This window comes from Natronoarchaeum philippinense, assembly GCF_900215575.1.
GTDB classification, from domain to species: Archaea; Halobacteriota; Halobacteria; order Halobacteriales; family Natronoarchaeaceae; genus Natronoarchaeum; species Natronoarchaeum philippinense.
This window is the reverse complement of the sequence record NZ_OBEJ01000001.1, coordinates 830,631-855,086: the sequence shown is the minus strand read 5'-3', so window position 1 is coordinate 855,086 and position 24,456 is coordinate 830,631. Positions and strand designations below refer to the sequence as shown.

General features: G+C 64.8%; 21 protein-coding genes and 1 tRNA gene. 10 read left to right on the top strand and 12 right to left on the bottom strand.

The features are described from left to right. Window positions 1-31 precede the first annotated feature (31 nt). Window positions 32-2,284, bottom strand: a complete 2,253-nt coding sequence (locus tag CRO01_RS04335; RefSeq protein WP_097007867.1) for an NADP-dependent malic enzyme — start codon at window positions 2,282-2,284, stop codon at window positions 32-34. Window positions 2,285-2,359: 75 nt separating this feature from the next. Beyond that, on the bottom strand, window positions 2,360-3,448 hold the full coding sequence (locus CRO01_RS04330; RefSeq protein WP_097007866.1) for a M24 family metallopeptidase: 1,089 nt from the start codon (window positions 3,446-3,448) through the stop codon (window positions 2,360-2,362). A 142-nt stretch (window positions 3,449-3,590) separates the two neighbouring features. On the opposite strand from CRO01_RS04330, the gene CRO01_RS04325 reads away from it, so the two are divergent. Both CRO01_RS04325 and CRO01_RS04320 read left to right on the top strand, forming a co-directional pair. Continuing rightward, window positions 3,591-4,442: a COX15/CtaA family protein gene (locus tag CRO01_RS04325; RefSeq protein WP_097007865.1), complete on the top strand. Its 852-nt coding sequence runs from the start codon at window positions 3,591-3,593 to the stop codon at window positions 4,440-4,442. A 73-nt stretch (window positions 4,443-4,515) separates the two neighbouring features. Beyond that, the gene (locus CRO01_RS04320) at window positions 4,516-5,172 is read left to right on the top strand and encodes an HAD family hydrolase (protein WP_097007864.1); all 657 of its coding nucleotides are present in this window, start codon (window positions 4,516-4,518) and stop codon (window positions 5,170-5,172) included. Window positions 5,173-5,199: 27 nt separating this feature from the next. Here the strand turns inward: CRO01_RS04320 and CRO01_RS04315 are convergent, their stop codons facing one another. From CRO01_RS04315 to CRO01_RS04305, 5 genes are all read right to left on the bottom strand, one after another. Continuing rightward, window positions 5,200-5,556 carry a hypothetical protein gene (locus tag CRO01_RS04315; protein WP_097007863.1) on the bottom strand — a complete coding sequence of 119 codons (357 nt, stop codon included), beginning with the start codon at window positions 5,554-5,556 and terminating at the stop codon, window positions 5,200-5,202. 74 nt (window positions 5,557-5,630) lie between these two features. Next, the gene (locus CRO01_RS04310; RefSeq protein ID WP_143824902.1) at window positions 5,631-6,407 is read right to left on the bottom strand and encodes a hypothetical protein; all 777 of its coding nucleotides are present in this window, start codon (window positions 6,405-6,407) and stop codon (window positions 5,631-5,633) included. Between the two features lie 24 nt (window positions 6,408-6,431). After that, complete coding sequence (locus CRO01_RS16505; protein ID WP_179747392.1) at window positions 6,432-6,572, bottom strand: hypothetical protein; 141 nt, start codon at window positions 6,570-6,572, stop codon at window positions 6,432-6,434. Window positions 6,573-6,701: 129 nt separating this feature from the next. Continuing rightward, complete coding sequence (locus CRO01_RS16500; RefSeq protein WP_179747391.1) at window positions 6,702-6,878, bottom strand: hypothetical protein; 177 nt, start codon at window positions 6,876-6,878, stop codon at window positions 6,702-6,704. 98 nt (window positions 6,879-6,976) lie between these two features. Beyond that, complete coding sequence (locus CRO01_RS04305) at window positions 6,977-9,202, bottom strand: CDC48 family AAA ATPase (protein ID WP_097007861.1); 2,226 nt, start codon at window positions 9,200-9,202, stop codon at window positions 6,977-6,979. A 246-nt stretch (window positions 9,203-9,448) separates the two neighbouring features. Between CRO01_RS04305 and larC the strand changes: the two genes are divergently transcribed. Beyond that, window positions 9,449-10,810, top strand: coding sequence for a nickel pincer cofactor biosynthesis protein LarC (gene larC / locus CRO01_RS04300; RefSeq protein WP_097007860.1), 1,362 nt, complete (start codon window positions 9,449-9,451; stop codon window positions 10,808-10,810). A gap of 63 nt (window positions 10,811-10,873) precedes the next feature. Here the strand turns inward: larC and CRO01_RS04295 are convergent, their stop codons facing one another. Both CRO01_RS04295 and CRO01_RS04290 read right to left on the bottom strand, forming a co-directional pair. Further along, window positions 10,874-10,999 (bottom strand): phosphohydrolase, encoded by a 126-nt coding sequence (locus CRO01_RS04295; protein ID WP_097007859.1) that lies wholly within the window; start codon window positions 10,997-10,999, stop codon window positions 10,874-10,876. Window positions 11,000-11,318: 319 nt separating this feature from the next. Further along, window positions 11,319-12,203, bottom strand: a complete 885-nt coding sequence (locus CRO01_RS04290; RefSeq protein WP_218839121.1) for a hypothetical protein — start codon at window positions 12,201-12,203, stop codon at window positions 11,319-11,321. Window positions 12,204-12,605: 402 nt separating this feature from the next. Between CRO01_RS04290 and CRO01_RS04285 the strand changes: the two genes are divergently transcribed. After that, window positions 12,606-15,035, top strand: a complete 2,430-nt coding sequence (locus tag CRO01_RS04285) for a BGTF surface domain-containing protein (protein ID WP_179747390.1) — start codon at window positions 12,606-12,608, stop codon at window positions 15,033-15,035. A 787-nt stretch (window positions 15,036-15,822) separates the two neighbouring features. Here CRO01_RS04285 and CRO01_RS04280 read toward each other — a convergent pair. Next, complete coding sequence (locus tag CRO01_RS04280; protein ID WP_097007857.1) at window positions 15,823-17,379, bottom strand: HTTM domain-containing protein; 1,557 nt, start codon at window positions 17,377-17,379, stop codon at window positions 15,823-15,825. Window positions 17,380-17,530: 151 nt separating this feature from the next. On the opposite strand from CRO01_RS04280, the gene CRO01_RS04275 reads away from it, so the two are divergent. Further along, window positions 17,531-17,947 (top strand): thiol-disulfide oxidoreductase DCC family protein, encoded by a 417-nt coding sequence (locus CRO01_RS04275; protein ID WP_097007856.1) that lies wholly within the window; start codon window positions 17,531-17,533, stop codon window positions 17,945-17,947. Between the two features lie 54 nt (window positions 17,948-18,001). On the opposite strand, the gene CRO01_RS04270 is transcribed toward CRO01_RS04275, so the two are convergent. Then, on the bottom strand, window positions 18,002-19,264 hold the full coding sequence (locus CRO01_RS04270; protein WP_097008334.1) for an MgtC/SapB family protein: 1,263 nt from the start codon (window positions 19,262-19,264) through the stop codon (window positions 18,002-18,004). 211 nt (window positions 19,265-19,475) lie between these two features. Between CRO01_RS04270 and CRO01_RS04265 the strand changes: the two genes are divergently transcribed. The 5 genes from CRO01_RS04265 (at window position 19,476) to CRO01_RS04245 (ending at window position 22,175) form a co-directional block, all read left to right on the top strand. Beyond that, window positions 19,476-20,651 carry an AI-2E family transporter gene (locus tag CRO01_RS04265; RefSeq protein WP_179747389.1) on the top strand — a complete coding sequence of 392 codons (1,176 nt, stop codon included), beginning with the start codon at window positions 19,476-19,478 and terminating at the stop codon, window positions 20,649-20,651. 97 nt (window positions 20,652-20,748) lie between these two features. Beyond that, window positions 20,749-21,021 carry an amphi-Trp domain-containing protein gene (locus CRO01_RS04260; protein ID WP_097007854.1) on the top strand — a complete coding sequence of 91 codons (273 nt, stop codon included), beginning with the start codon at window positions 20,749-20,751 and terminating at the stop codon, window positions 21,019-21,021. Window positions 21,022-21,028: 7 nt separating this feature from the next. Then, on the top strand, window positions 21,029-21,436 hold the full coding sequence (locus tag CRO01_RS04255) for a GIY-YIG nuclease family protein (protein WP_097007853.1): 408 nt from the start codon (window positions 21,029-21,031) through the stop codon (window positions 21,434-21,436). A 93-nt stretch (window positions 21,437-21,529) separates the two neighbouring features. Next, window positions 21,530-21,613 (top strand) — tRNA-Leu (locus CRO01_RS04250). A gap of 139 nt (window positions 21,614-21,752) precedes the next feature. Then, window positions 21,753-22,175, top strand: a complete 423-nt coding sequence (locus CRO01_RS04245; RefSeq protein WP_097007852.1) for a hypothetical protein — start codon at window positions 21,753-21,755, stop codon at window positions 22,173-22,175. Window positions 22,176-22,250: 75 nt separating this feature from the next. Here the strand turns inward: CRO01_RS04245 and CRO01_RS04240 are convergent, their stop codons facing one another. Beyond that, window positions 22,251-24,326 (bottom strand): DUF7282 domain-containing protein, encoded by a 2,076-nt coding sequence (locus CRO01_RS04240; RefSeq protein ID WP_097007851.1) that lies wholly within the window; start codon window positions 24,324-24,326, stop codon window positions 22,251-22,253. Between the last annotated feature and the right edge of the window lie 130 nt (window positions 24,327-24,456).

Here is a 24,456-nt window from a genome sequence, read left to right as displayed (position 1 = left end):
AAGCGGCTTGCTCAGCCGCTCGCTCGCGGTCCTACTCCTGCTGGGCGTCGACCGCCGCCACGCCCGCCATGTTGACGATGTCTTTGACCTCGTCGTCGCGCTGGAGGACGTGGACGGGCTTGTCCATTCCGACGAGCATCGGGCCGATGGCCTCGGCGCCGCCGAGGCGCTGGAGGAGCTTGTAGCTGATGTTGCCTGCTTCGAGGTTCGGGAACACGAGCACGTTCGCGGGGCCGTCGAGCTCCGAGAACTCGTACGTTCCCTCCAAGAGGTCCTCGACGACGGCGGTGTCGGCCTGCATCTCGCCGTCGACCGGGAAGTCGACCTCGGGGTCTTCCCGGAGCCGCTTTGCGGCCCGTCGTGGCTTTCGGGTCTCCTCGTTTTTCACCGAGCCGAAGTTCGAGTACGACAGCAGCGCCGCCCGCGGCTCGACGTTGAACCGCCGCGCGAGTTCGGCCGTGTGGCGGGTCACTTCCGCGAGCACGTCCTCGTCGGGGTCCTGATTGACCGTCGCGTCGGCGATAAAGAGGACGCTGTTTTTGAACGTCAGCATGTAGACGCCGGCGGCGTACTCGGCGTCGTCGGCGGTGCCGATCACCTGCAACGGCGGGCGGAGCGCCGAGGGGTAGTGGTGGGTCAGCCCCGTCAGCATGGCGTCGGCGTCGCCGGCCTCGACCATCACCGAGGCGAAGTAGTTGCTGTCGTGGATCATCTCCCCGGCCTCGCTCCGGGTGATCCCCTTGCGCTGGCGGCGCTCGTAGAGCCGCTCGGCGTACTCCTCGTAGTTGTCGCTCGATGGATCGACGACCTCGGGGTCGAATCGCAGGCCGAGTTCGCGGGCGGTGTCGCCGATCTCCTCGGGGTCGCCGATCAGCACCGGTTCGGCGATCCCCTGTTCGTCTAACTGGTAGGCCGCGCGGATGATCTTCTCGTCGTCGCCCTCGGCGAGCGCGAGTCGCTGTGGTTCGCTCTTTGCTTTGTTGAGCACGACGCGCATCATCTCGCGGGACTTGCCAAGCCGGGCTTCGAGCGTCTCGGTGTACTCGTCGATGTCGAGGTCGGAGCGGGCGGCGCCGCTGTCGATTGCCGCCTGCGCGACGGCGGGCGCGACCTCGAACAGGACGCGCGGATCGAGCGGCTTCGGGATGATGTACTCGGGGCCGAACTGCAGAGGTTGGTCGCCGTAGGCCTTCACGACGGCGTCGGGCACGTCTTGGCGTGCGAGTTCGGCCAGCGCTTCGGCGGCGGCGACTTTCATCGACTCGTTGATCTCGCTGGCACGCACGTCGAGCGCGCCCCGGAAGATGAAGGGAAAGCCGAGCACGTTGTTGACCTGATTCGGGTAGTCCGAACGTCCGGTCGCCATGATCACCGTGTCGTCGCGGGCCTGCTTTGCCGTCTCGTAGTCGATCTCGGGATCGGGGTTCGCCATCGCGAAGATGACCGGGTCGGCCGCCATCGACCGGACCATCTCCTCGTCGACGAGGCCGCCGACCGACAGTCCAACGAACACGTCGGCCCCCTCCATCGCGTCCGCCAGATCGCCCTCGGGAACGTCGCTGGCGAACTCGCGCTTGTACTCGTTGGCGTCGTCGCGCTCGACGCGCTCTTGGGTGATGATCCCCGAGGAATCACACATGCGAATGTTCTCCGTTTTCGCGCCCAGCGAGACGTAGAACCGGGCCGTCGCGATGGCGCTTGCGCCCGCACCGGAGAAGACGATCTTCAGGTCCGAGAGGTCCTTGTCGACGATCTCGGCGGCGTTGAGTAGCGCGGCGCCGCTGATGATCGCGGTGCCGTGCTGGTCGTCGTGGAACACCGGCACGTCCATGCGCTCGCGCAGGCGCTCCTCGATGACGAAACATTCCGGGGCGCTGATGTCTTCGAGATTGATCCCCCCGAACGTCGGCCCCAGCGCGGCGACCGACTCGACGAACGCCTCGGGATCGTCGTGGTCGAACTCCAGATCGAACACGTCGATGTCGGCAAAGCGCTTGAACAGCACGCCCTTGCCCTCCATGACGGGCTTGGACGCCTGCGCGCCGATATCCCCCAAGCCGAGCACCGCCGACCCGTTCGAGACGACGCCGACGAGATTCCCCTTCGCGGTGTAGCTGTAGGCCTTCTCGGGATCGTCGTCGATCTCGCGGCACGGCGCCGCGACGCCGGGCGAGTACGCCAGACTCAGATCGCGCTGCGTGTTGGTCGGCTTGGTGGTCGCAATCTCGATCTTCCCCGGTGGTTCCTCCTTGTGGTACTCCAGCGAGTCCTCGTCCAGTCCCATGGGAGAAGTCATCAGCCTGTACGGGTAAAAAGGCACCCAAGGCGGGGTTCGACGACCGTCGAAAAACCGGGTGTGCTATTCGTCGGCGCCGCCGTCGAGGATGGCGGGTCGTTCGATCTCGACATCGTAGTCCGGCGCCGTCGCGGTCAGAGTCGGCCAGTCGCCGGTGGTCGTCAGCGACTCGAAGCCGTCCTCGGTGACGAGCACGGTGTCCTCGCTCTTTGCGCCCTGTACCGTGGGGTTCCACGCGTACGCCATCGGCAGGTGGACCGGGGCGTCGTGGCCGGGCGTGGCGATCCACTCGCGGCCGGCGAATCCGGCCGCACCGCCCTGATGGTGGTTGCGCCACTCGCCCTCGTAGCCGACTGCGGCGTAGGCGTCCTGCACGGCCTCGAACACGTCGCCGGCGGTGCCGCCGGACTGCCCGACCTCCTGTGTCGCGGCCAGCGCTTGGGCTTCGACCGCCGTCGCGGCGTCGTGGCGCTCGTCGAGCCACTCGGGCGCGTCGAACGCGACCGCGCGAGTACACGAGGCGTGCAGTCCCGCCATCTCGGCGCTGACCGACAGCAGCGCGTAGTCGCCCAACTCGACCGGCTGGGGCGTGTAGTGACGGTACTGCTGGGCGCGCTCCGCGCCGCCGGCGAGCGCGACCGGCGACTCGATGCCCCGCGCCGACAGCGCGACCCGGAGCGCCGAGGCGGCCTCGCGCTCGGTGTCGCCCGGCTGGAGCTCCCGCGCGACGGCTTCGACGGCCGCCGCCGTCTCCCGTCCGAGCGTTCGGTAGGCTTCGATATCCTCCTCGGAGAGAGGCTGGCGCAGTTCGCGGGCGTCGACGGCGTCGAAGCCGGGCACGTCGAAGTCCGCGGCGGCGGGTTCGGCGGCCCGCGCGGCGACGGCGTCGGCCAGCGAATCGGCGTGCCACTCGAACGTCTCGACCGCAACGTCGTCGGCCAGTTCTTCGTCGGTCAGCCGCGGCGCTTCGATGTTGTCGGTCACGACGGTCACGTCCGATCCGTCGTAGCCGGCCGCGGCGACGCCGACATCGCCCTCGCGGTCGACGACGTTGTTCCCGCCGGTGAGCCACGCGAACGCGTTCGGGCGCGCGAACCACACCGACTCCAGACCGTGCTCGTCGAGATAGGCGTCGAGGCGTGCGTCTCGCATACACGACTCCACCCACAGGATCGCCTTGAACGCTCCGGACCGCCGCTGGACGCCACAGCCCGTTCTCCGGCGCCTCGGTGACCCGCCGCGGCGCGCCAGTTTGGTCAAAGCTAAGTGCGCGAAGGCCCGACAATCGTCTAGTATGGCGTCCGCTTCATCCGATACGGGGGGCGGCGGACTGGTCTCGTTCCACCAGCTTGCGGTGGCGACGACCGCCCTGACGTTCGTGCTGTTGTTGCTCGGCATCTACACAGCGGTGGCCGGCGCGGGGCTGACCTGCGCGGGCCGCTGGCCGTTCTGCGACGGCTGGCTGGGGCTGTTCCCGGCCAACTGGCCGAGTTTCATCGAGTGGTTCCACCGGCTCGTGGCGATGGTCGTCGGGTTCATGGTGTTCGGGCTGACCGTCTCGGCGTGGCGCCGCGGTCGCTCGAAGGCGGTGCGCTGGGCGACGACCGGCGCGCTAGCGCTGCTCCCGACCCAGATCATTCTGGGCGCCCTGACGGTCACCCAGTACGAGATCGTGATCCTGACCGCCCACTTCGTGTTCGCGGTCCTCATCTTCTCGCTGCTGGTGACCGCGACGGCGCTGACGTTCGACACCGCGCTTGAAACGCCCCAGCGCTGGGGGGCGCTCGCCGCCTTCGCACTCGTCCCCGTCGTCGCCGTCGCCACGCCCTTCGTCCTGATCTCCGGATCCGTCCCTGTCCACATCGGCTACTACGCCGTCGGGCTGTTGGCGTTTGCCGCGCTGTTGTCCCTCGGCCTCTGGTCGATGGACGAATCGGCGTCCCGCCGGACTCCGGCGACCGCTTTCGGCGCCGCCGCGTTGCTCGCCGGACTACTGCTTCAGGGTCGGCTCGTCATCGCCCCCTCTGCACAGGCCGAACTCGCACTCGCCGGGGGGCTGATCGGCGGACTCGCGCTCGCGGCGGCTTGGTGGGCGCTGCGTGACGCCGCCGGCGGGCTCGTGCCCGCGCTCTCCCGGTCGTCCTGATCGCCGGGCGCTGCAGAATCCGATTTCTCTCGAAGCTAAGTGTGACCGGTGCCAACGCCCGGTAGCTACCAGTATGTACGACGCGGTCATCTTCGACAACGACGGCGTGTTGACCTACCTCACCGAGATCGACGTGCTCGAACGCGCCATCGAGACGACGTTCGGCGAGTTCGGCGTCGCCGACCCGCCTGCCGAGGACATCGAGGCGCTGCACCACCTCACGATCGACGATCTCGAAGCCGTCGCCGACTCCTATGGCTTCGATCCCGCCGCGTTCTGGCGCCGCCGCGACCGCAACGCCGCGCTCGCTCAGCAAGCCGAGATCCGTGCCGGGCGCAAGCCCGCGTTCGACGACGTGGACGTGCTCGACGGGCTGGACGTGCCCGTCGGCGTCGTCAGCAACAATCAGGCCGAACTCGTCGCGTACGTCGTCGACTACTACGGGCTCGACGCGGTCGATGTCGCCATCGGTCGCCAGCCGACGCTCTCAGGACTCCGGACCAAGAAGCCCGATCCGTCGATGATAGAGACGGTCCGTAGCCGCCTCGGCGTCGACGAGCCGCTGTACGTCGGCGACAGTCAGAGCGACATCGTTGCCGCCGACCGGGCGGGAATCGACTCTGCGTTCGTCCGGCGTTCGCATCGGCGGGACGCCGAACTGTCGACGCCGGCAACCCACGAGATCGAGGATTTGCGGGGACTGCCGGAGCTGGTCGAGGCGGGAGAGTAACGACGGAGTAATTGGAACTGTGGAAACTCAGAACAGCCAGGTGTAGACGCCGACGAACACGCTGACGGCGATGGCGACAAAGAGGAACAGGACGACGAAAAGCGGGTTCGTCAACGCGTCGAGCGGGTTGTCGCCGTCTTTCTCCGCGCTGATCACCATCGCGCGCATGACGGCGAACACGGTGCCGATCAGGATCACGAGCAACAGCCCGATGATGACGAGCGCCGCCTGATAGCGCCCCACGTTTAGTTGCAGTCCGATCATGCTGAATACGCCTCCGGTCAGCAGAGCTCCGAAGATCGACACCGCGGCGAGCTGCTCGGGCGTCATGTCGGAGATCTGAACGGAGAAGTCTCCCGTCTCGTCCTCTGATGCTTGTGCCATCGGTCGGTTGTCGGACACAGGCGATAGAATAGTATAATATTACCGATCGGACCGATTTCGCCGCTGATCGGCTCTCACAGCCTGAAAATCCGTCGAAACACGGCTTCGAACTGCCGGCGGATCGTGTACGCGAACGCCAACGCCGTGGGCGCACAGAGGCCGACGTACGCGATTTCCCAAGCGTCGATCGTGAGGTACTCACCCCAGATCAGCGACGTGGCGTTGCGGATAGCTGGCGGTACCGGCGGGTACAGCGCGGTCCGTTCGGTCACGAGCAGCCACACGAGCACGAGCCACGGCAGCGAGACGGCGTACACCCACGCCGCCGGCAGCACGCGAAACCCTCGCCGGTAACGATCCGCGGCGACCAGTTCCGTCAGCTGGTAGGTGAGCAACAGAAAGCCGATCGGTGTCGCCACGACGGCGATGCCGGCCGCGAGGTAGAAGAACGGCCCCGTCACCTCGTAGACGATCGGCATCGCCACGCCGGTCGCGATCAGTCCGACGATCGTGTAGGACGCGACCGTCACGACCGACGCCAGCGAGACGTCTGAGTTGAGCGTCTTCGTCCCCGCTGCCATCGCGCGGTCGCGGTGGCGCTGACAGTGGAGGAACGCCACTGCTCGGCCGCTCAGAAACGTCGCCAGCATGCTGTCCGGCGTGGTCATTGCCGTAACGATCGTCGCTACCGGCGGCGCGTCGAACTGGAACCAGCCGACGAGCCCGATCAACACCGCGACGACTGCGGTCAGCACCGCCGTCCAGACCCACACTCTCGCCGACAGCGTCCACGCGACAACTTCGAGGGTGACGCTCGGCGGATCACCTGTCCTCGTCTGTGTCGTTGTCATTGTTGCATCGCCTCGCACCGTCAGTCACGCAGTGGTTACGTACAGGATGACCAGCACCAGAATGCTCAGCCCGAGCATCAACATCGGGGCGACGCGCAGCGGTATCGACCCGTCCGCGTCGCTCCGGATCGAGGCGAACAGTCCGTCGCGTTCTGGACCTGTCACGATAGCACTACCTATCGGTACTCAAACAGCCACACCTGATAAAATGAACCGTTTGTCAGGGTTTGGGGCTCGCTGATTTTATCAATCGCGTACAAACACTTTGGGAGTTTTGCGCTGTTGCTGCCCCGATCACAGAAGGCTGATCACGACCAGTCCGGCGCCGATCGTCAGGAATGCGATAGCGAAGCCGTACTCCAGCACCTGCAGATACAGCTCCTCGGTGTCGTTGCTCGCTCCGAGTCGCGTGAACACGGCTCCCAGAATGAACATCGACGCGCCGCCGAGGACGTAGGAGGCCGTGACCATGAACAGCGGTACTCACCGACCCGTCATAACTTCCCCGGCTGTGGCGCCGTCTCGATCGTCTCCCGGTGCTCTCCTCGACCAAAAATCGCAGTCGCGGGCTACTGGAAGCCGATCCGGCCGCCGCTCCGGCGTCCGGCGTCGCTGCTCCCGCCGCCCTTGAACTCCTCTTCCATCTGCTCGTAGTAGTCGAGGATCTCTTCGGTGATCGTCGGCCGGACATCCTCCAAGGCCTGCCGGAAGTGACGCATGTCGACGTCTTCGGCGTCGTCGTCCTCTCGTAGCGCCTCGATGGCGGCTTCCCGCGAGATCGACTCCAGATCGCTACCGACGTAGCCGTCGGTGATCTCCGCGAGTTCGCGTAGGCTCACGTCCGGCGACAGCGGCGTGTCGTCCGTGTGGATCTTGAGGATCTGCTCGCGCCCCTCCACGTCGGGCTGGCCGACCATCACGAGTCGGTCGAACCGCCCCGACCGGATCAGCGCGGGGTCGATCATGTCCGGCCGGTTGGTCGCGCCGATCACCATCACGTCCTCCATCTCTTCGAGCCCGTCGAGCTCGGTCAGGAGCTGGTTGACCACGCGCTCGGAGACGTTCGAGCCCATCTCTTGGCTGCGCGAGGGCGCGAGGCTGTCGAGCTCGTCGAAGAAGATCACCGTCGGGGCGACCTGCCGGGCCTTGCGGAACGTCTGGCGGATCGCCTTCTCGGACTCGCCGACCCACTTCGAGAGCAGTTGCGGCCCGCGCACGCTGATGAAGTTGGCGTTGGTCTCGTTGGCGACGGCTTTCGCCATCAGCGTCTTGCCCGTCCCGGGCGGCCCGTACAGCAGGACGCCCTTGGGCGGGTTGACGCCCATCCGCTCGAACTTCTCGGGGCTGGACATCGGCCACTCGACGCTCTCTTGGATGCTCTGTTGAGCCTCTTCGAGTCCGCCCACGTCGTCCCACGTGATCTTGGGCAGTTCGACGAGCACCTCCCGCATCGCCGAGGGCTCGACCTCGTTGAGCGCGCCCCGGAAGTCCTCGCGCTTGACGATCATCCGGTCGATCAGGCTCGGCGGGATATCCTCCTCGTCGAGGTCGATCTCGGGGAGGTAGCGGCGCAGCGCCTTCATCGCGGCCTCCTTCGTGAGGCTCTCGATGTCGGCGCCGACGAAGCCGTGGGTCTCGTCGGCCAGATGGCCGAGATTCACGTCGTCGGACAGGGGCATCCCGCGGGTGTGGATCTGGAGGATCTCCTCGCGCCCCGTCTCGTCGGGGACGCCGATCTCGATCTCGCGGTCGAACCGGCCGGGACGCCGCAGCGCGGGGTCGACCGAGTCGACGCGGTTCGTCGCCGCGATGACGATGACTTGGCCCCGCGATTCGAGGCCGTCCATCATCGTCAGCAACTGGGCGACGACGCGGCGTTCGACCTCGCCGGTGACGTCCTCGCGCTTGGGCGCGATCGAGTCGAGTTCGTCGATGAAGATGATCGACGGCGACTCCTCGGTGGCGTCCTCGAAGATCTCCCTGAGCTGCTGTTCGGACTCGCCGTAGTACTTCGAGATGATCTCCGGCCCTGCGATAGAGAAGAAACTGGCGGAGGTCTCGTTGGCGACCGCTTTGGCGAGCAGCGTCTTGCCGGTGCCGGGCGGCCCGTGCAGCAGGACACCCTGTGGCGGCTCGATCCCCAACTTCTTGAAGATCTGGGGGTGTTTCATCGGCAACTCGACCATCTCGCGGACCCGCTGGATCTCGCCTTGGAGGCCGCCGATGTCCTCGTAGGTGATGCCGCCGCCGGTCTTCTCGAAGCCACTGATCGGCTCCTCGCGCAGTTCGACATCGGTGTCTTCGGTGACGAGCACGACGCCGTCGGGCTCGGTGTCGACCGCGATCAGCGGGATCGCCTGTCCGGGCGAGCGCATGAACGGGTGGTTCGTGCTCGACATCACCGGGACGATGTCGCGCTCGACGACCGGGCGCTTGAGGATCTGGCGTTTGACCATGCCGGCGGCGTCGGAGCCGAACTGCACGCTGGCTTCCTCGGGCGGCGCGAGGACCAGCGAGTCGGCCTTGGTCGCTTCGGCCTTGCGGATCGACACGCGCTCGCCGATGCCCACGTCGGCGTTCTGCCGGGTGAACCCGTCGATGCGGACGGTGTCGGTGTTCCAGTCCTGTCGGTCGGCGCGCCACACCTTGGCGGCGGTGGTGTCGGCGCCCTCGATTTCGATGATGTCGCCCGGACTCAGCTTGAGGTGCAAGAGGGTGTCCGGGTCGAGGCGAGCGATGCCGCGGCCCGAGTCGTTGGGGTAGGCCTTCGCAACTTCGAGTTGAACTTCATTCATGATTGGGTGCCTGCGGGGATGTTCGGTTGTCCGGGACCGGTTCCGATATGTCTTTTGTTAGTCGGACCCGTGGGACCGAGGGGCCGTCTAGTGTCACGTGTTACCATGTATGATTGCGTCACGGGAGTACAAATGACTAACGGCTGAGGCACGCCCCGCCCCGTCTCGACGCCGCGGCGTCTGGACGCCGAACCGGCATTTGGCGCGACCCGATGGGTTTTCCACGGCGCGCGCCCGAGCTACCGTATGCGACAGCTCGCTTTCGACGGCCGGACCGGCGCCAGCGGCGATATGGTGCTCGGAGCGCTGCTCGCGGCCGGCGCCGATCGGGACGCGCTCGCTCCCGTCGAAGACGCTCTCGACGTTCGGTACGTCGTCTCCGAGACGGATCGTGCCGGTATCGCGGCGACGGCGGTCGACGTGGTGCTCGACGGCGGCGATGGAGATGCGCACGACGCCGATGACCACTCGCACGAACACGACGCCGAGGACTACCTGCAAAAGCACGGCGTCGGGCACTCTCACGAGCACAGCCACGACACATCTCACGGTCACAGCAACGAGCACTCGCACGACCACCCTCACGATCACGACCACGCAGAAGGTGCCGGACCGAATCGGACGTTCCCCAAAGTAGTCGAGATCGTCGAGTCGATGGGACTGCCCCAGCAGGTCGAGGACGACACGAAAGCGATATTCCGCGTGCTCGGCGACGCCGAAGCGTCGGTTCACGGAACGGACCTCTCGGAGACACACTTCCACGAGGTCGGCGCCGACGACGCCATCGCGGACGTTGTCGGTGCCGCGCTCTTGCTCGACGATCTCGGCGTCGACGAGGTCGTCACGACGCCGGTGTCCGTAGGTGGGGGCACCGTCGAAATGAGCCACGGTGAGTATCCCGTCCCCGCCCCGGCGGTCGTCGAGATCACCGAGCAGGCGGGCTGGCAGATCCGCGGCGGACCGGTCGAGGCTGAACTGCTCACGCCGACCGGCGCCGCGATCCTCGCGCACATCGCCGACGGAGTGACCGAACTCCCTGCGTTCGATATTTCGGCGTCGGGCTACGGCGCCGGCGATCACGAGCTCGACGGCCGGCCGAACGTGCTCCGTGCGATGGTCGGCGAGCGTGACGGTGGGTTCCGCACGGAGGACATCGCCGTGATCGAGACCAACGTCGACGATGTTGCTCCGGAAGTACTGGGTGGGCTACAAGATACGTTGACAGACGCGGGCGCGCGAGATGTGACAATTGTTCCCACGACGATGAAAAAGTCCCGGCCGGGACACTTGATAAAGGTAATCGCTCGGCCCGACGACGCAGAACGCGTCGCGCGCCGTCTCGCCGAGGAGACCGGGACGCTCGGCGTCCGACAGGCGGGCGCCAGTCATCGCTGGGTCGCCGAACGATCGTTCGAGACGGCGACGATCGAGATCGACGGCGACGAGTACGATATCGACGTGAAGATCGCAAGCGACTCCGACGGCATCGTCTACGACATCAGCGCCGAGTACGACGACGCCGCCGCAGCCGCGGCCGACACGGGCCGGCCGATCCGAGAGTTGCTGCGTCGGGCAGAGACGGCCGCCGATCCCGAGTCCGGAAAATAAAGACCATCGGCGGTGTCTTCGTTTCGACGCCGCGCTCTCGTGGCGCTCGAATTCCGGAACCCTCTATGTCGGGTCTGAACCGCGCTGGAGTAGGTACACCATCTCCCACATCGCGTCTTCCATCTCGCCTCCGTCAGCGGCGTCTTCGAGCTGGCGGTACAGCGAGTCGGACACTGTGATTTCGGGCATCACGTGGTGTTCCGACGGCGATGCTTATTAAGGTACTGCAATTCGTAATTGAGTTAATAGTGCTGCTGTGCTGGGGTCCTCGTGTGTGAGACTTATGACGTAGGTGGTGCTATCTTTTCGCATGCCACAGTCCCGACAGTCCACGTCGCGCTCGCATTGCTGGACCTGCGGATTCGAGGCGCCCGCAGGCAGCGATCGGTGGGAGACGATCGAAGTCGTCTCGTTGGGAACGATGACGCGCTGTCCCGAGTGTGGTAGTACGAACGTCTCATCGGGACGATAGCGTCGAGTCGTCCCCCAGATCAACCTGTCCCACTGCCTACAGCATCGGGAGACAGTCCTCCCAGAGACACGACCGAAACAGCACGTCGTAGCCAGTCCGATCGCGGACGTTGTCCAGATTCCGCCGAAGCCGCTCCCACTCACGGTCGGTCAGGTCGATCCGTTCGCCGGTGCCCATCACGCCGTCGTTTTGTGGATCGTCGGCGTGACAGAGCGCGAGATGTGCGATCTCGTGGAGGATCAAGCGCTGTTCTTCGCGGACCTGATCGCGCTCGGCGACGACCGCGCGATTGCCCACGCTGAATCCGTTGACGTGTCCGTCCTGCCCTCCACCGAGCGCGTCGGTCCACGGGCTGTACACGAGCCCCTCGTACGCGGGATGACTCCGTCCGGGGACAACGACCAACTGCACGGCGACGTTTCTGAACTCCCGCTTGATCTCGGTCCGGTAGAAACTGTTTCCGCCCCAGAGGACGGTACGCGCGTTCGACCCGTATTCTCGCTCGAAGCGCTCACGATCGTATCGCTTCGGATAGTCGAGCCATTGGGCGTGGATTCCTTCCCGCCGAAACAACCCCTCGATGGCCGCTTTCGTCTCGGCGGCGACGCTGGTCCCGCGAACGTACCGGACATCGATCAACAGCTCTCGACGGGACGGATCGAGCCCGTCGAACTGGTCGCCGAACGTCGCTGCGAGCGCTCGTTCTGTGGGGCCAGTGTGCGTTTCGGCCGCGACGAGCCCGTCCTGATCTAGATCCGCACGTCGGCGTCCACGCGCGTGCGCGATTGAACCAACTGTGTACGAAAGCGCCGTCGCACCGCCGACCGACCGCAACAGCGCTCGCCGCGTTACCGTCGGTCGAGCGCCATCGGCCGGCGGCGTCTCGGCGTCGCAGTCCGAATCGCTGCCGTCGTGTGGCATCGGATAGGCCGTGATTATCACATCCGAATATGATAGTAACGGCCTCGTACTGACAGGTCAGCACGCCGAAATCGCTCGACCGACACGACCGGGAATTTCTCGGTTCGTTCAAGTAGTACTCACTGGTGTGCCGATACGATACGCCGGTCCTACTAGTCCGCGAGCAGACCTGTATCGTCCCATGACAACAAGTAACAGGTTCTTAACGCCACCACAAAGCATTTATAACGACAGCGTAACCTTTGGACTGTACCCCTACCCATGGTGGCAGCACCAAGTATCACCGTTCGGAACGATTTCCGTGCGTGTGCGAACGATGTTGTCGCCGTCTGATCGACAGACAAACAACTACAACAACAACACATGACAGACAACAACTCATATCGCGAAAAGGGACGCGCAGTGTTCCTGGCAGCGATGATGGTTCTCTCTGTGGTTGCTGGCTCCGCCGCGCTGGTGGGGACTGCAGCCGCGAACCATGACGGGAATAGCAATGCAGTCGATAAGGCATCGCTGCAGGACGAAACAGTTTACCAAGGCGAGACGCTGAACGTCAGCGGCTTCGAATCTGGTGAAGCAGTTCAGCTCTACTCGGGTGTCGAGGGCGCTTCCGAGCGCATCGACGTGCTCCGAGCGAGCGAAAACGGTCACGTGACCATCGACACCACCGACGCGAGTGGCTTCCACTACCTCCAGACCGGTTCTGGAGATAGCGCCAACGTGTACGGTGAGTTCTACGTCGAAACGCCTGAGGTCACGTTCGAGTTCCAGTCCTCGTCCATCGAGACTGACGAGCAGGCAACGCTCCAATGGACGGGCACGAACCTTCCGGATGACCTAGCAAACGGCGCCGAGTTCCGGATCTCCAGCTCCTCCTTCAGCGGCTCCGAGCTCGCTGACCTCACCGGCGGTGAGGAGACCGACGACGGTAACGCAGCTATCGTCTCCGGCAACCCCGCTGACACCTGGAGCCTGGACCTGAGCACGGTCGGTAACTACACCTTCGACATCGAGTCCGTCGAGACGACGGCGTCCGACTCGGCCTCGATCGAAGTCACCGAGCAGACCCCCGACACCATCGAGTTCGGACAGGACCAGTACGAGGGTCAGGTCGGTAACGAGGTTTCGTTCTCCTTCACCGCACAGGGCATCGACAACCCTGTCTACATCAAGGTCGGTGACGTCGAGGACGTCAACTACGAGCAGCACCTCGAAGTGACCAACCTCGACGAGGTTGGTGACGAAGAGATTACCGTTACGCTCAACACCTACAACGGTGACTACGAAATCACCAGCGACAATGGTGCTGGGCTGAACGTCATCGACAACGCGAACACTCAGGATGTCCCCGGTGCCCTTGGCCCGACGGGCTACGAACTGAGCATCGCTACTGAGTACGGTGACGGCGACTACTCGACGCAGACCGAGCAGGACGTCGGTTACCTGACGCTGAACGAGCGCACCTCGTTCAGCGAGGCCTCGATGTCTACTTGGACTGCACCGAGTGACTCGGTCAACAACGCTGAAGACCTTCAAGACGCCACGCTGACCGAGACGAGCACCATCGCCAACGGCGACGAGATGCTCGTTCAGGTCAACGCTGAGAGTGTCTACGGCTTCGTCGAGCAGGGCGACCAGATCGGCCACGCTGGCGAAGGTGTCCCCGGAATGCAGCTCAAGCTGTCCCAAGATGTCTCTGGTCCGAACCGCCCCGACGCGACGAACGTCTGGGCAACCTTCGGCGAAGGCGATGACCAGGACTTCAACCACAAGGGCACCCTCAGCGCCACGGTTCTGAGCGCTGACCAGCAGAACGGTACGTTCATCATCCACCTCGCCTCCGATGAGGGCGAGGCTCTCCCGAGCAGCGCCGACCTCTCGACCACGATCGAGATGGGCGCCAACAACAACTTCGTCGACAACTGGGACGACGACCTCGAGTCCATCTCGGGCGAATTCTCCATCGAACAGCGCACCCTCTCGTGGGGCGACAGCGCTGACGAAGTTGCGGCATCCGCTGACGCGACTGTGTCCGGTACGACGAACGTCGCACCCGGCACCACGATCGACACCCGTGCCCGCGCACCCGGCACGTTCGTCGAGCGTGACACGCCGACCGTGATGGCCGGCGACGACGCGAACACGTTCACCGCTTCCTTCGACCTTAGCGGTGAAACCACCGGCACCGAGTTCGAGCTCCGTGCCGAGGACAACAACGACGCGGAGAACACGGCAACCCTCGACGCGACGCTCGTCGAGTCCACTGACGGTGGCTCCGACGCTGAGACGATGGTCTCCTTCGGCAGCACCAGCTACGACGTGACGAAGAACGACACCGCTGAGGTCATGATCGACGTGACCGCTGGCGCTGACGGTCTCAACACGTCCGTCCCGCTGATGGTCAACGGGAACTCCGTCGCAAGTCAGGACGTCTCCCTCGACGCTGAGGGCACCACGACCCTGACCTTCGAGGTCAACACCTCGAGCGACTCCTACCCCGTTGGCGAGCACGAACTGTCGACCTCCGTCGACAACGCGTCCGCCTCCGCGGCATTCGTCATCGCAGAGAGTGACGACGGCTCCGGCTCGGACGACTCCGGCTCGGACGACTCCGGCTCGGATGACTCCGGCTCGGACGACTCCGGCTCGGACGACTCCGGCTCGGACGACTCCGGCTCGGACGACTCCGGCTCGGACGACTCCGGCTCGGACGACTCCTCCGGCGACAGCTCCGGTGACTCCGGCAGCAGTGGTCAGCCCGGCTTCGGTATCGCCGTGGCCATCCTCTCGCTGCTCGGCGCCGCCATGCTGGCGCTCCGCAAGCGCGAATAACTAATCAGCCCTCGCGGCTGATCCCCCTATTCCGCACCGCGCGGATTCCATTTTTTGTGCCGCTACGTCGATAGCCGACGGCATGGCGATCGTGTGCAAACGCGTTGTGCCGATGATATCACAGCCGAGTCTTACGCACGTGCCGTCTGGTTCATGAACACGTGGCACCGCGCACGGAACGACGCAGTGGGTTTGTGATGACTCGCAGCGGTGCCGATGACCGGATCGCCGCTGTGTTCTCTGACACAGGCATCCCTGACCCCTCGTCGTCACGGTATCCTGCAGTTGTAATCGCGGCTTGCGAGCCTGTGCGAAACAGAGCACGCACGTCGTCTCCTATTCGCCAGTAGCACGGACGATCTCGGAGTTTGCCTACAGGCAGAGCAAGCCGAGTGCCTCGGGGTCGTCCGAGACGGTAAAGCCGTCTCGTGATGACGAGAGAGCTATGCTCTCTCGAACCACTTGACCCCGAGGCGGTTCACTGCGAACCAGCGATGCAGTTTGTACGCTTCGGGCACCGGACAGTCTCCCAACGTGGCGTCCGGCTGCTGGAGGGGCAACACCGCAGAGTCCCCACCACAGCGGTGGTCAGACACGACGGAGAACCGTCTCGACGAGGAGCGATGTGACGACGCCTTCCGCTTTGACGCCGCCACTGGGGTGTGACTTCGAGACGGTATCGCCGCGACGAGTTACGAATATTTGGAGCACAGAACGTCAGTGCCGACCGACGCAGTGTGTGACGAACGAGAGCGGAGGGCCGCGCTAAAAAGCAGTCCGAGCTGCTCTAGTCGTTCTGAACGAACTCGCCGGAGCAGCTGTACGTTATCACTTTCACGATCCCGTCTGCTTCCATCTCCTCGGCGTAGGGATCGTAGCGTTCGTACATCTGATAGATCGTCACCGACTTCGCATCCGTCTCGTGGTTGCGATTCCAGCGATCGCACAGGTAGTTAGCGAGGTACGACCGATGGTTCTCGTTGTCGGCCGAATACACGTTCGAGAGGTACTTGCGCCACCGTGCGGTCGGATACGTCGTCTCGACATCTTCCGGGCGTTCTAAGTCGACTTGGGATCTATGCAGCACGTCGACTCTGCTCTCGTTTTCGAGCGTCGCCGGCGCTGCGAACCACCGGGTCGTCCGCGCCGGATCCGGCGCGAACATCCGCCAGCTCTGTTCAGCCTGCACCGTATCGAGAACCTCTTCGCCCGGGTCAGGAACTTCAGCGTAGTCGACAGCCTGAGCGTTCGACATGATGACGAGAGCGAGCAGCAGGTACGGCACGACAGTGAAAAACGCTGTTCGGCTGTGGTTGATCACGCCAGCAGGGTTCGGGACGGATGGCGTCCGGAACGACGGTGCGGCCGCCGCGATCCTTGTGAGTTTGTTCTGTCCAGTGCGCAACACTTCGGAGAGGCCGATTCGCTCAGCGGCCTTACTCACTGCATCCCACACCACCGGCGGGTAAAACGGAAGCAAGGCAGCGACGACGACCAGTGGAAACAGGCCGATACGCATCGTGACGATCATTCCGAGATGCATCCCCACGAACATCGTCGGCAGCACTGCGCGCCACGCACCGGTGAGCACGAACAGGAGCGGCGACGCCAAGATCAGACCCATCCACAGGTAGTTGAACAGCTCGAGTAGCGTGTGGTACTCGGCGATCACATTCCCGAGGTGGACGGTGAACTGATCCGCGCTTAGGATATACACGAGCGCCTCTCCGTCCATCCAGAACTCGCCGTTGAACTTGTGGATCGTGTTCGTCGCGTACATCAACACGACCTGCAGCAACAGCGCTATCGTTGCGATCGAGGCGACGGTGCTTCGATCCGTGTCGTCGGTACGGTCCGCCGCAAACAACGACCAGCGCTCGTCCAACGGCAAGAAGATGCCCCAGAACAGAAGCATCCGCAACAGGACATCCCCACTGTTGAGTACCATCGGGTTCCGCGCATGCAGTGACAGGAGCAACAGCCACGAGACGACGGTCGCCACACGCGTTCGGTAGCCGACGATCAGGGCAAGTGCGAACGCGCCAGCGACGAGAAATAGCAGGGTCTGTGCCCATGCAGCTCCTGAAATTGCGTGCAGTGAGTACACTGGTGAGTAATCGGAGAACAGTGCCTGCCGTGGCAACACGCCTGCGTCGGTGTAAAATGCCCCAATATTTCGTGCTCTGGTGGCCAGATCGGCGAGTATCAGTAGCCCAAGCGAAACACGAAACGCGGCGAGGGCCCGCAGATCGATTTCAAACCACTTTCCAACTATTGGCGCTACCCGATCCAGAGCGGTCGATAGCTGGTTGTGGGCGGTTTCTCTGGGCGAGCGATGTGTCATAACTAGCTAGGTCTGTCAGCATGTGCAACCCTGTTGCATAAGCTTTCCTGATGGTAAAACAAACGCTGTACCGACGCAGAACCGAGTAGCCGCATGCCCGTGGGACACACGGAACGCTCAACTACGTCGGACTCCAAACTCTTTCTAACAGATGAGCGAGGCGTACGCGGATGGCGGTCCGATCATCCTCTTCGACGGCGTGTGCAACCTCTGTAGCGGCTTCGTACAGTTCGTCGTGCCGCGCGATCCGGAGGGACGATTTCGTTTCGCATCGCTGCAGTCGGAGGTCGGCAAGGAACTGCTGGCCGAGCACGGGCTTCCGACCGACGAGCTAGAGTCGATCGTCCTGATCGAGGGCGACGACTGCTACGTCAAGTCCGGCGCCGTCATCCGGATCGCCACCCTTCTCGGCGGCGTCTACGCCGCACTCGCGCCGTTTCGTGTCGTTCCTCGGGCGATACGGGATCGGATCTACGATTTCGTTGCAGAACACCGCTACGACTGGTTCGGGAAGAAAGACCAGTGCATGATGCCCGACGGCGACGTGCAGGCTCGCTTTATCGAGTGAGTCGGCGGTCCCGGTGACGGCGTCGACGAGTCATTCCTGCCGTTCAGTCGCCCATCAGACCGTGGCCAGTGCCGTGGCGATGCCGGCCCCAGCGAGCAACAGCACGCTCCAACCGGCGACGCGATAGGCGAAGTTTCGATCCGGCCCCAGTCCAGCGAGCGCGACTTTCACGAGGACGCTGGAGCCCGTTGCAAGTAGGATCGCGACGACGGCGGCGGCACCGTCAAGATCACCGACGCGGTACAGCATCACCGCCGACGCCGTCGCGCCGGCGCTGGAGACGAGCCCGGTCGCGGCTGCCGTCGCGTAAAACCCGAGTCGACCGAGATGGATCTCCGCGAGCGAGCCGGCGACCAGCACCGCGAGGAAGACGACGCCGAAGCCAAGCGCGTTGCGCAGCGAGAACGGATCGACCAGTTCCATCTCGACGTGCTCTGACCAGTCGGCGGCGTAGGCCGCGATCGCCACGGCGCCGACGACGATCGCGCCCAGCGGAACGAGCGCGCCGTAGAGGAGTCGGCCGCTCCCGAGCGTGAACACCAGCGCGATGCCGAGGTTGCGCAGCGCCATCGCCGCGTTGGCGAGCAAGATCGCAGCGATGGCGTAGGCGTCGGCGTCCGGACGCTGGCGGACGTGGTCGAGCATCGTTCCGACGACGGCGGCCGAGGACGCCAGCCCACCGAAAAAGCCAGTGACGGCGATGCCCCGTCCGCCGTAGTTCATCACGACGGCGTAGTTGACGATGCCGATTCCGGCCACCATCACCACCATCAGCCACGCGACGCGGGCTTCGATGGGTACTGGCGCGCCGAGAACGTCGATTTCGACCGGATCGGACGGCAACAGCGGGTAGATCACGAACGCGAGGATCGCAAACTCCGAGGCCGATCGCAACTCCTCGCGGGAGAGTCCCCACGCGATGTCGTGGAGTTCGCGTTTCAACACGAGCAACAGCGAGGACAGCACCGCGACGGTGACGCCCTCGATGACGAAGCCGGTGGCGACCAGCGCGCCGACGCCGTAGGCGACCAGCATCGACGTCGAGGTCGTGAGGCTCAGCCCCTCGTCTTCCTCGTCGTCGGCCAGCAGCCCCTGCACCGCGAGCAACACGCCTTGGACGACGACCAGCAGGCCGCCGACGACCAGCAGCGCTTCCCGATCGAGCACGACGAACACCGCACCGAGTAGGCTGATCAGCGAAAACGTCCGGATCCCTGCGGTCTTCTGGGACCACTCCCGCTCCAGTCCGAGAAAGAGGCCCAGCGCCGCCGCCAGCGCGATCCGGGCGACGGTGCTTTCCAGCGCTGCCGGCCCCATCGGTCCCGACTGGGCCGCGACGGCGTCCTGCCCAGTCGCTAGCAGCGCCGGTATCACACCTGTCGACGCTCCGGCGGCTTGCGCAAACATTTGCCCCGACTCGACAGCGACGGCCTCGAACACCGGTGGGGATACGCGCATACGACTGTTAAATCCGTCGCAGGCAACGATGTGGCGGAACGCTTTTGATCGTAGCGGGTGCCGCCCAACTATGGCCATCGGGCTCGATGTCGACCGGACACGGGTGCTGTGGTGGGCGCTCGGAGCGTTCCTGTTCGTAGTGCTGACCCGAATCGTCGTCGCGTTCGTCGGGACGTTCGTGTTCGCGCTCTTTGTCTACTACTCGACCCGACCGATCTACCAGCGCATCGAGCACCGCATCGGCTCGCCCAGCGTCGCGGCGGCGACCGCGCTCGTCGTGCTCGCACTGCCGGCGATCTTGCTGGCGACCTACACGCTCGTCGTTGGCGTCGAAGAGCTTTCGCAGGCGATCAACGGTAGCGATCTGTCCGGACAGCTAGCCGTGATCGAGCCTTATCTCGATGTCTCGGCGATCGTCGACGATCCGCAGACGCTCCTCTCGGGCATCGACGGCGGGCAGCTGTTCGACGCCGCCGACTCGGCGCTGTCCTACGTCGGACTGCTCGGCACCTTCGCGTTACATCTGCTGATCGTGATCGTGATCGCGTACTACTTACTGCGCGACGGCCGCGACCTCTCGCGGTGGTTTCGCGCGCGCTTTGGCGACCAGCACGGCGTGATGGACGCCTTCTGCTACGAACTCGATCGAGACCTCCAGATCGTCTTCTTCGGTAACATCCTGACGGCGATCACGACGGGCGTCCTCGGCGCACTGACCTACAGCGCGCTCGACGCCGTCGCGCCCGCCGCGATCTCGCTTCCCTACCCGGTGTTGCTCGGTCTGCTCACCGGCGTCGCCAGCCTGATCCCGGTGATCGGCATGAAACTCGTCTATTTCCCGATGACAGCGTACCTGTTCGGACGGATCGTCGTCGACGATGCCACCGGCGTGTTTTGGTTTCCGATCGTCTTCGCTGTCGTGTCGTTCGTGATCGTCGACTCGATCCCGGATTTTTTCCTTCGGCCGTACGTCTCGGGCCGCAACGTCCATCTCGGTGCCGTGATGGTGGCCTACATCGTCGGCCCGCTCGTGTTCGGCTGGTACGGGCTGTTTCTGGCACCGCTTTTGTTGCTGGTCACGATTCATTTCTGCCGGATCGTGCTGCCGGAACTGCTTGCCGCCCGGTCCGTCGATCCGTACGCGGTCGATCCGGGTTATCTCGACGCCGCTGACGATGTCGGGGCACAGTCGAGCGACGACGCGGCGTCCTCGGCGTCGAACGCGTCCGACGAGCCAGACGATTAATCAGGCGGCGGCGCGACCTGCTTGCGACCCGGCGGCGGCCGGCCGAGACTGACACTGCTCCCGCTGGCTTATTACCGTTCGGCGCGTAGATCTGTCTATGTCCGAAGAAGTGCTGTTCGAGTCAGAGCGAAGCCAGTCCCGCAGCGACATCGCGGCGACGCTCCGGGCCGTCGCAGACAAACTCGACGCCGGCGAGTCGATCACGCTCCGCGGCGGCGATCAGTCGCTCGAACTCGACCCGCCAGAACGCCCCGAATTCGAGATCAAAGCCGAGCGCGAGATCGAGGGCGGCGTCGAGGAGCTCAGCGTCGAGTTCGAGCTCGAATGGACGCCGGGCGACGCCGACGACGGGCCGGTCAGCGTCGAGTAGCCCCCCGATGACCGGTGGTACGTACGCGCTGCTCGTCGAACTCCCGGAGCCGATCAGCCCGCCGATCGGCGCGCTGGGAACGCACGAGCTTCCAGCCGGCTGGTACGCCTACGTCGGGAGCGCGCTCGGCGCCGGCGGCTTTTCGCGTATCGACCGACACCGCCGCGTCGCGGCCGGCGAACACGACGTTCGACACTGGCACGTCGACTACTTGTTGGGTCACGAGGCCACGACGCTCCGGGACGCCGTTCGCGCGCCCGGCAGAGAGATCGAGTGTCCCGTGGCCAGAGCGCTGCCTGCGGGCCCCGTCGACGGGTTCGGCGCCTCGGACTGCGATTGCCGATCCCACCTCGCCTACGCATCCGACGAGGACGAACTCCGTCGACGGATCGACGCCGCCATCGCCGACGCGTAGGGGCGCCGCCTCGGCCCACTCGCCGCGTGGCAGTCTCCCATCTCGGACGAACCGATGGGTTCAAACTGGGCGAGTCCGTTCGGTCGGACGCGTGCGAGGGTAGCCAAGCCCGGAAACGGCGGCGGACTCAAGATCCGCTCCTGTAGAGGTCCAAGGGTTCAAATCCCTTCCCTCGCACTGGCAACAGTGCGGCAAGACGGAGCGTCTTGCCCTCGCAAACTTCTCACACTTCCATTCCAGCAGCTCCAGCCAAGCCGGGGAGCGGCGGCGTCGTGCTGGTTAAGGTGCTAAGTAGGTCTGGCACCAACGTCCGCCGATGACGGAGTCAGACGATCCGACAGCGATCAGGTCGATTGCGGTCCGCACTGACGATCTGGTCGCCGCGCTCGAAGCCGATCTGCGCGGTGGCGGCGACGCCGTCCTTCGAATCACGCCACCGTTCAGCGGGCGGATGCGCGCACGGCTCCACGTCCCCAGTGGCGACGAGTACGGGGAGACGGCGCCGATTCACGTCGCTCCGCGGGCGCTGGTCGACGATCTTCCCGCTTATCCCGATCCAGACGACTCCGAAGACGCGCTTCGTGCCGATCCGAACGTCGAGTACACGCGCGAGTGTCACCACGATCGACACCAGCAGGCCGTGGCGGACTGGCGCGACGCAGTCAGCGAGTGCATCGTCGACGAGGTAGTGCTTGCGACCGATGCCGGCGACCACCGCGTCGCCGTCACGGTGGTCTAAGCCAGCACGACCGACGCCATCGCTCGGCGTCAGATTGCGTCCCGAAAAATAACGTTTGAGGGCCGAAAGCGCAGCTTACCGGCGGGACCGGAGGGCGATCAGGCTGGCGCCGATCAGTGCGACCAGCGCTGCGGCGACGCCGAAGCCGGGCGTGCCGTCGTTCTCAGAGTCGCTCTCCTCGCCTGTCGAGTCGCTATCGTTCGTGTTTTCGGAGTCGCCCGAGTCGTCCATATCTTCGCTGTCATCCATCTCGTCGGAGTCGTCCATCTCGTCGGAGCCGCTGCCGTCGTCCATTCCGGACACCATCACGGAGGCGTCAGCGACGACCGCGCCGCCCGCTGCGGTGTAGGGGCCGTCAGCGCCGCCCTCCTGCTCGACGAAGTCGTACATCTCGTTCCCGTTCGAGTCCATGTGCGCCATGGCGATCGCAGTGCCATCCTGCTCGTATTGCTGGTCGAGTTCGATGGTCACGTTCTCGTGGGTGCCGGGGCTGAGGTACTCGCTGGTGCCGCGAACGCTGTCGAACACGGCGCCGTCGAGGACGCTCGCGTCGTGGATCGTCACGAAGCCGCCGTCCTGCAGCGTGACGGAGTCGACGACGATCGAGTCGCCGCCCTCTTGGGCGCTGATCGAGACCGCCGCGGGGACGGTGACCGTTCCGGTGTCGACCACTGCACCGCCGTCAGCGATGTATGGGCCGTCAGCACCGCCCTCTTGCTCGACGAAGTCGTACATCTCGTTGCCGTTCGAGTCCATGTGTGGCATGGCAACGAGCGAGCGCGTCTCGGTGATCTTCTCGTCGAGTTCGATGGCCACATTCTCGTGGTGGCCGGCTTCGAGGTACTCGCTCGTGCCGACAACGCTGCCGAGGGTTTCGCCGGCGAACAGGCTGGAGTCGTGAACCGTCACGAAGCCACCCTCCGAGAGGTCGACCGAATCGACGACGACGGTCGTTCCGTCGGAGGTCTGGTCGTCCAGCGAAACCGATGCTGAGACGGTGACTGCACCGGCGTCGACGACTGCACCGCCGTCAGCGGTGTAGGGACCGTCAGCGCCGCCTTCCTGCTCGACGAAGTCGTACGTCTCGTTGCCGTTCGAGTCCATGTGTGGCATCGCAACGAGCGTTCCGTCCTCGGTCAGCGGGTCGTCGAGTGCAACCGTCACGTCGTGGTGCAGGCCCGGTTCGAGGTACTCGCTGGTGCCGCGAACGCTGTCGAACACGGCGCCGTCGTTGATCGAGCTGTCGTGCATCGTGACGAAGCCGCCCTCGGGCACGAACACCTCGGAGACGGTGACGTGGTGCCCGCCGGTGGTCTGGGCGTCGAAGGTCGCGCTCGCTTCGGTCTGGAGCGTCGCCATCGCGGTGTCGAGCACCGCGCCGCCGTCAGCGGTGTATGGGCCGTCAGCGCCGCCCTGATCCTCGACGAAGTCGTACATCTGGTTGTCGTTCGAGTCCATATGCGCCATCGGGATCACCGTGGCGTTCTCGGTGAGTTCGTCGTCGAGGTGGACCCGGACGTTCTCGTGGTGACCGGCTTCGAGGTACTCGCTGGTGCCGCGAACGCTGTCGAACGTCGCGCCGTCGAGCAGGCTCGCGTCGTGGACCGTGACGAACCCGCCCTCCGAGAGCACGACCGAGTCGACGACGATCGAGTCGCCGTTCGTGGGCTGGTCGGTGATCGACACCGTCGCCGAGACGGTCACGTTGGCGGTCTGGACGACAGCGCCGCCGTCGGCGGTGTAGGGACCGTCCGCCATCCCGTTGCTGGAGACGAACGTGTACGCGCGGTCGCCGTCGGTGTCCTTGTGGGGCATGGCCGTGAGCGTGGCGTCCTCGCTCAGGCGCTCGTCGAGCGTGACGGTCACGTTCTCGTGGGTGCCCGCTTCGAGATACGTCGACGTGCCGACGACGCTCCCGAACGTGGCGCCGTCAGCGAGGCTGCTGTCGTGTATCGTGACGAAGCCGCCGTCGGGCAGCGTTACCTCGTCGACGGTAACTGTCGTTCCGCCCGATGTCTGCTCGGTGAACGTCACCGAGGCCGTGTGGTTAGACGCAGTGGTATCTCCCGCCGCTGCGGGCGCCGCGCCGACCAGCCCCACGCTGGTCGTCACGACGACGATCATCAGTGCCGCGGTGATGCGTTGCCGCATACTCCGAATCTCGGAGAGGTATTTAAAGTCGATTTTCCGAACTCTCACCCAAATTCGTTCGTAATCCGGACCTAATGCGCGTTTCAGGGCGCCTACCTGCTGATTCGCTATCAGTTGCGCGTCGGGGAAT

What these genes read in the sequence shown, in the direction of transcription:
- CRO01_RS04335 (WP_097007867.1), bottom strand. Translation starts at nt 2,284, where the DNA reads ATGGGACTGGACGAGGACTCGCTGGAGTACCACAAGGAGGAACCACCG.
- CRO01_RS04330 (WP_097007866.1), bottom strand. Translation starts at nt 3,448, where the DNA reads ATGCGAGACGCACGCCTCGACGCCTATCTCGACGAGCACGGTCTGGAG.
- CRO01_RS04325 (WP_097007865.1), top strand. Translation starts at nt 3,591, where the DNA reads ATGGCGTCCGCTTCATCCGATACGGGGGGCGGCGGACTGGTCTCGTTC.
- CRO01_RS04320 (WP_097007864.1), top strand. Translation starts at nt 4,516, where the DNA reads ATGTACGACGCGGTCATCTTCGACAACGACGGCGTGTTGACCTACCTC.
- CRO01_RS04315 (WP_097007863.1), bottom strand. Translation starts at nt 5,556, where the DNA reads ATGGCACAAGCATCAGAGGACGAGACGGGAGACTTCTCCGTTCAGATC.
- CRO01_RS04310 (WP_143824902.1), bottom strand. Translation starts at nt 6,407, where the DNA reads ATGACAACGACACAGACGAGGACAGGTGATCCGCCGAGCGTCACCCTC.
- CRO01_RS16500 (WP_179747391.1), bottom strand. Translation starts at nt 6,878, where the DNA reads ATGGTCACGGCCTCCTACGTCCTCGGCGGCGCGTCGATGTTCATTCTG.
- CRO01_RS04305 (WP_097007861.1), bottom strand. Translation starts at nt 9,202, where the DNA reads ATGAATGAAGTTCAACTCGAAGTTGCGAAGGCCTACCCCAACGACTCG.
- larC (WP_097007860.1), top strand. Translation starts at nt 9,449, where the DNA reads ATGCGACAGCTCGCTTTCGACGGCCGGACCGGCGCCAGCGGCGATATG.
- CRO01_RS04295 (WP_097007859.1), bottom strand. Translation starts at nt 10,999, where the DNA reads ATGCCCGAAATCACAGTGTCCGACTCGCTGTACCGCCAGCTCGAAGAC.
- CRO01_RS04290 (WP_218839121.1), bottom strand. Translation starts at nt 12,203, where the DNA reads ATGCCACACGACGGCAGCGATTCGGACTGCGACGCCGAGACGCCGCCG.
- CRO01_RS04280 (WP_097007857.1), bottom strand. Translation starts at nt 17,379, where the DNA reads ATGACACATCGCTCGCCCAGAGAAACCGCCCACAACCAGCTATCGACC.
- CRO01_RS04275 (WP_097007856.1), top strand. Translation starts at nt 17,531, where the DNA reads ATGAGCGAGGCGTACGCGGATGGCGGTCCGATCATCCTCTTCGACGGC.
- CRO01_RS04270 (WP_097008334.1), bottom strand. Translation starts at nt 19,264, where the DNA reads ATGGGGCCGGCAGCGCTGGAAAGCACCGTCGCCCGGATCGCGCTGGCG.
- CRO01_RS04265 (WP_179747389.1), top strand. Translation starts at nt 19,476, where the DNA reads ATGGCCATCGGGCTCGATGTCGACCGGACACGGGTGCTGTGGTGGGCG.
- CRO01_RS04260 (WP_097007854.1), top strand. Translation starts at nt 20,749, where the DNA reads ATGTCCGAAGAAGTGCTGTTCGAGTCAGAGCGAAGCCAGTCCCGCAGC.
- CRO01_RS04255 (WP_097007853.1), top strand. Translation starts at nt 21,029, where the DNA reads ATGACCGGTGGTACGTACGCGCTGCTCGTCGAACTCCCGGAGCCGATC.
- CRO01_RS04245 (WP_097007852.1), top strand. Translation starts at nt 21,753, where the DNA reads ATGACGGAGTCAGACGATCCGACAGCGATCAGGTCGATTGCGGTCCGC.
- CRO01_RS04240 (WP_097007851.1), bottom strand. Translation starts at nt 24,326, where the DNA reads ATGCGGCAACGCATCACCGCGGCACTGATGATCGTCGTCGTGACGACC.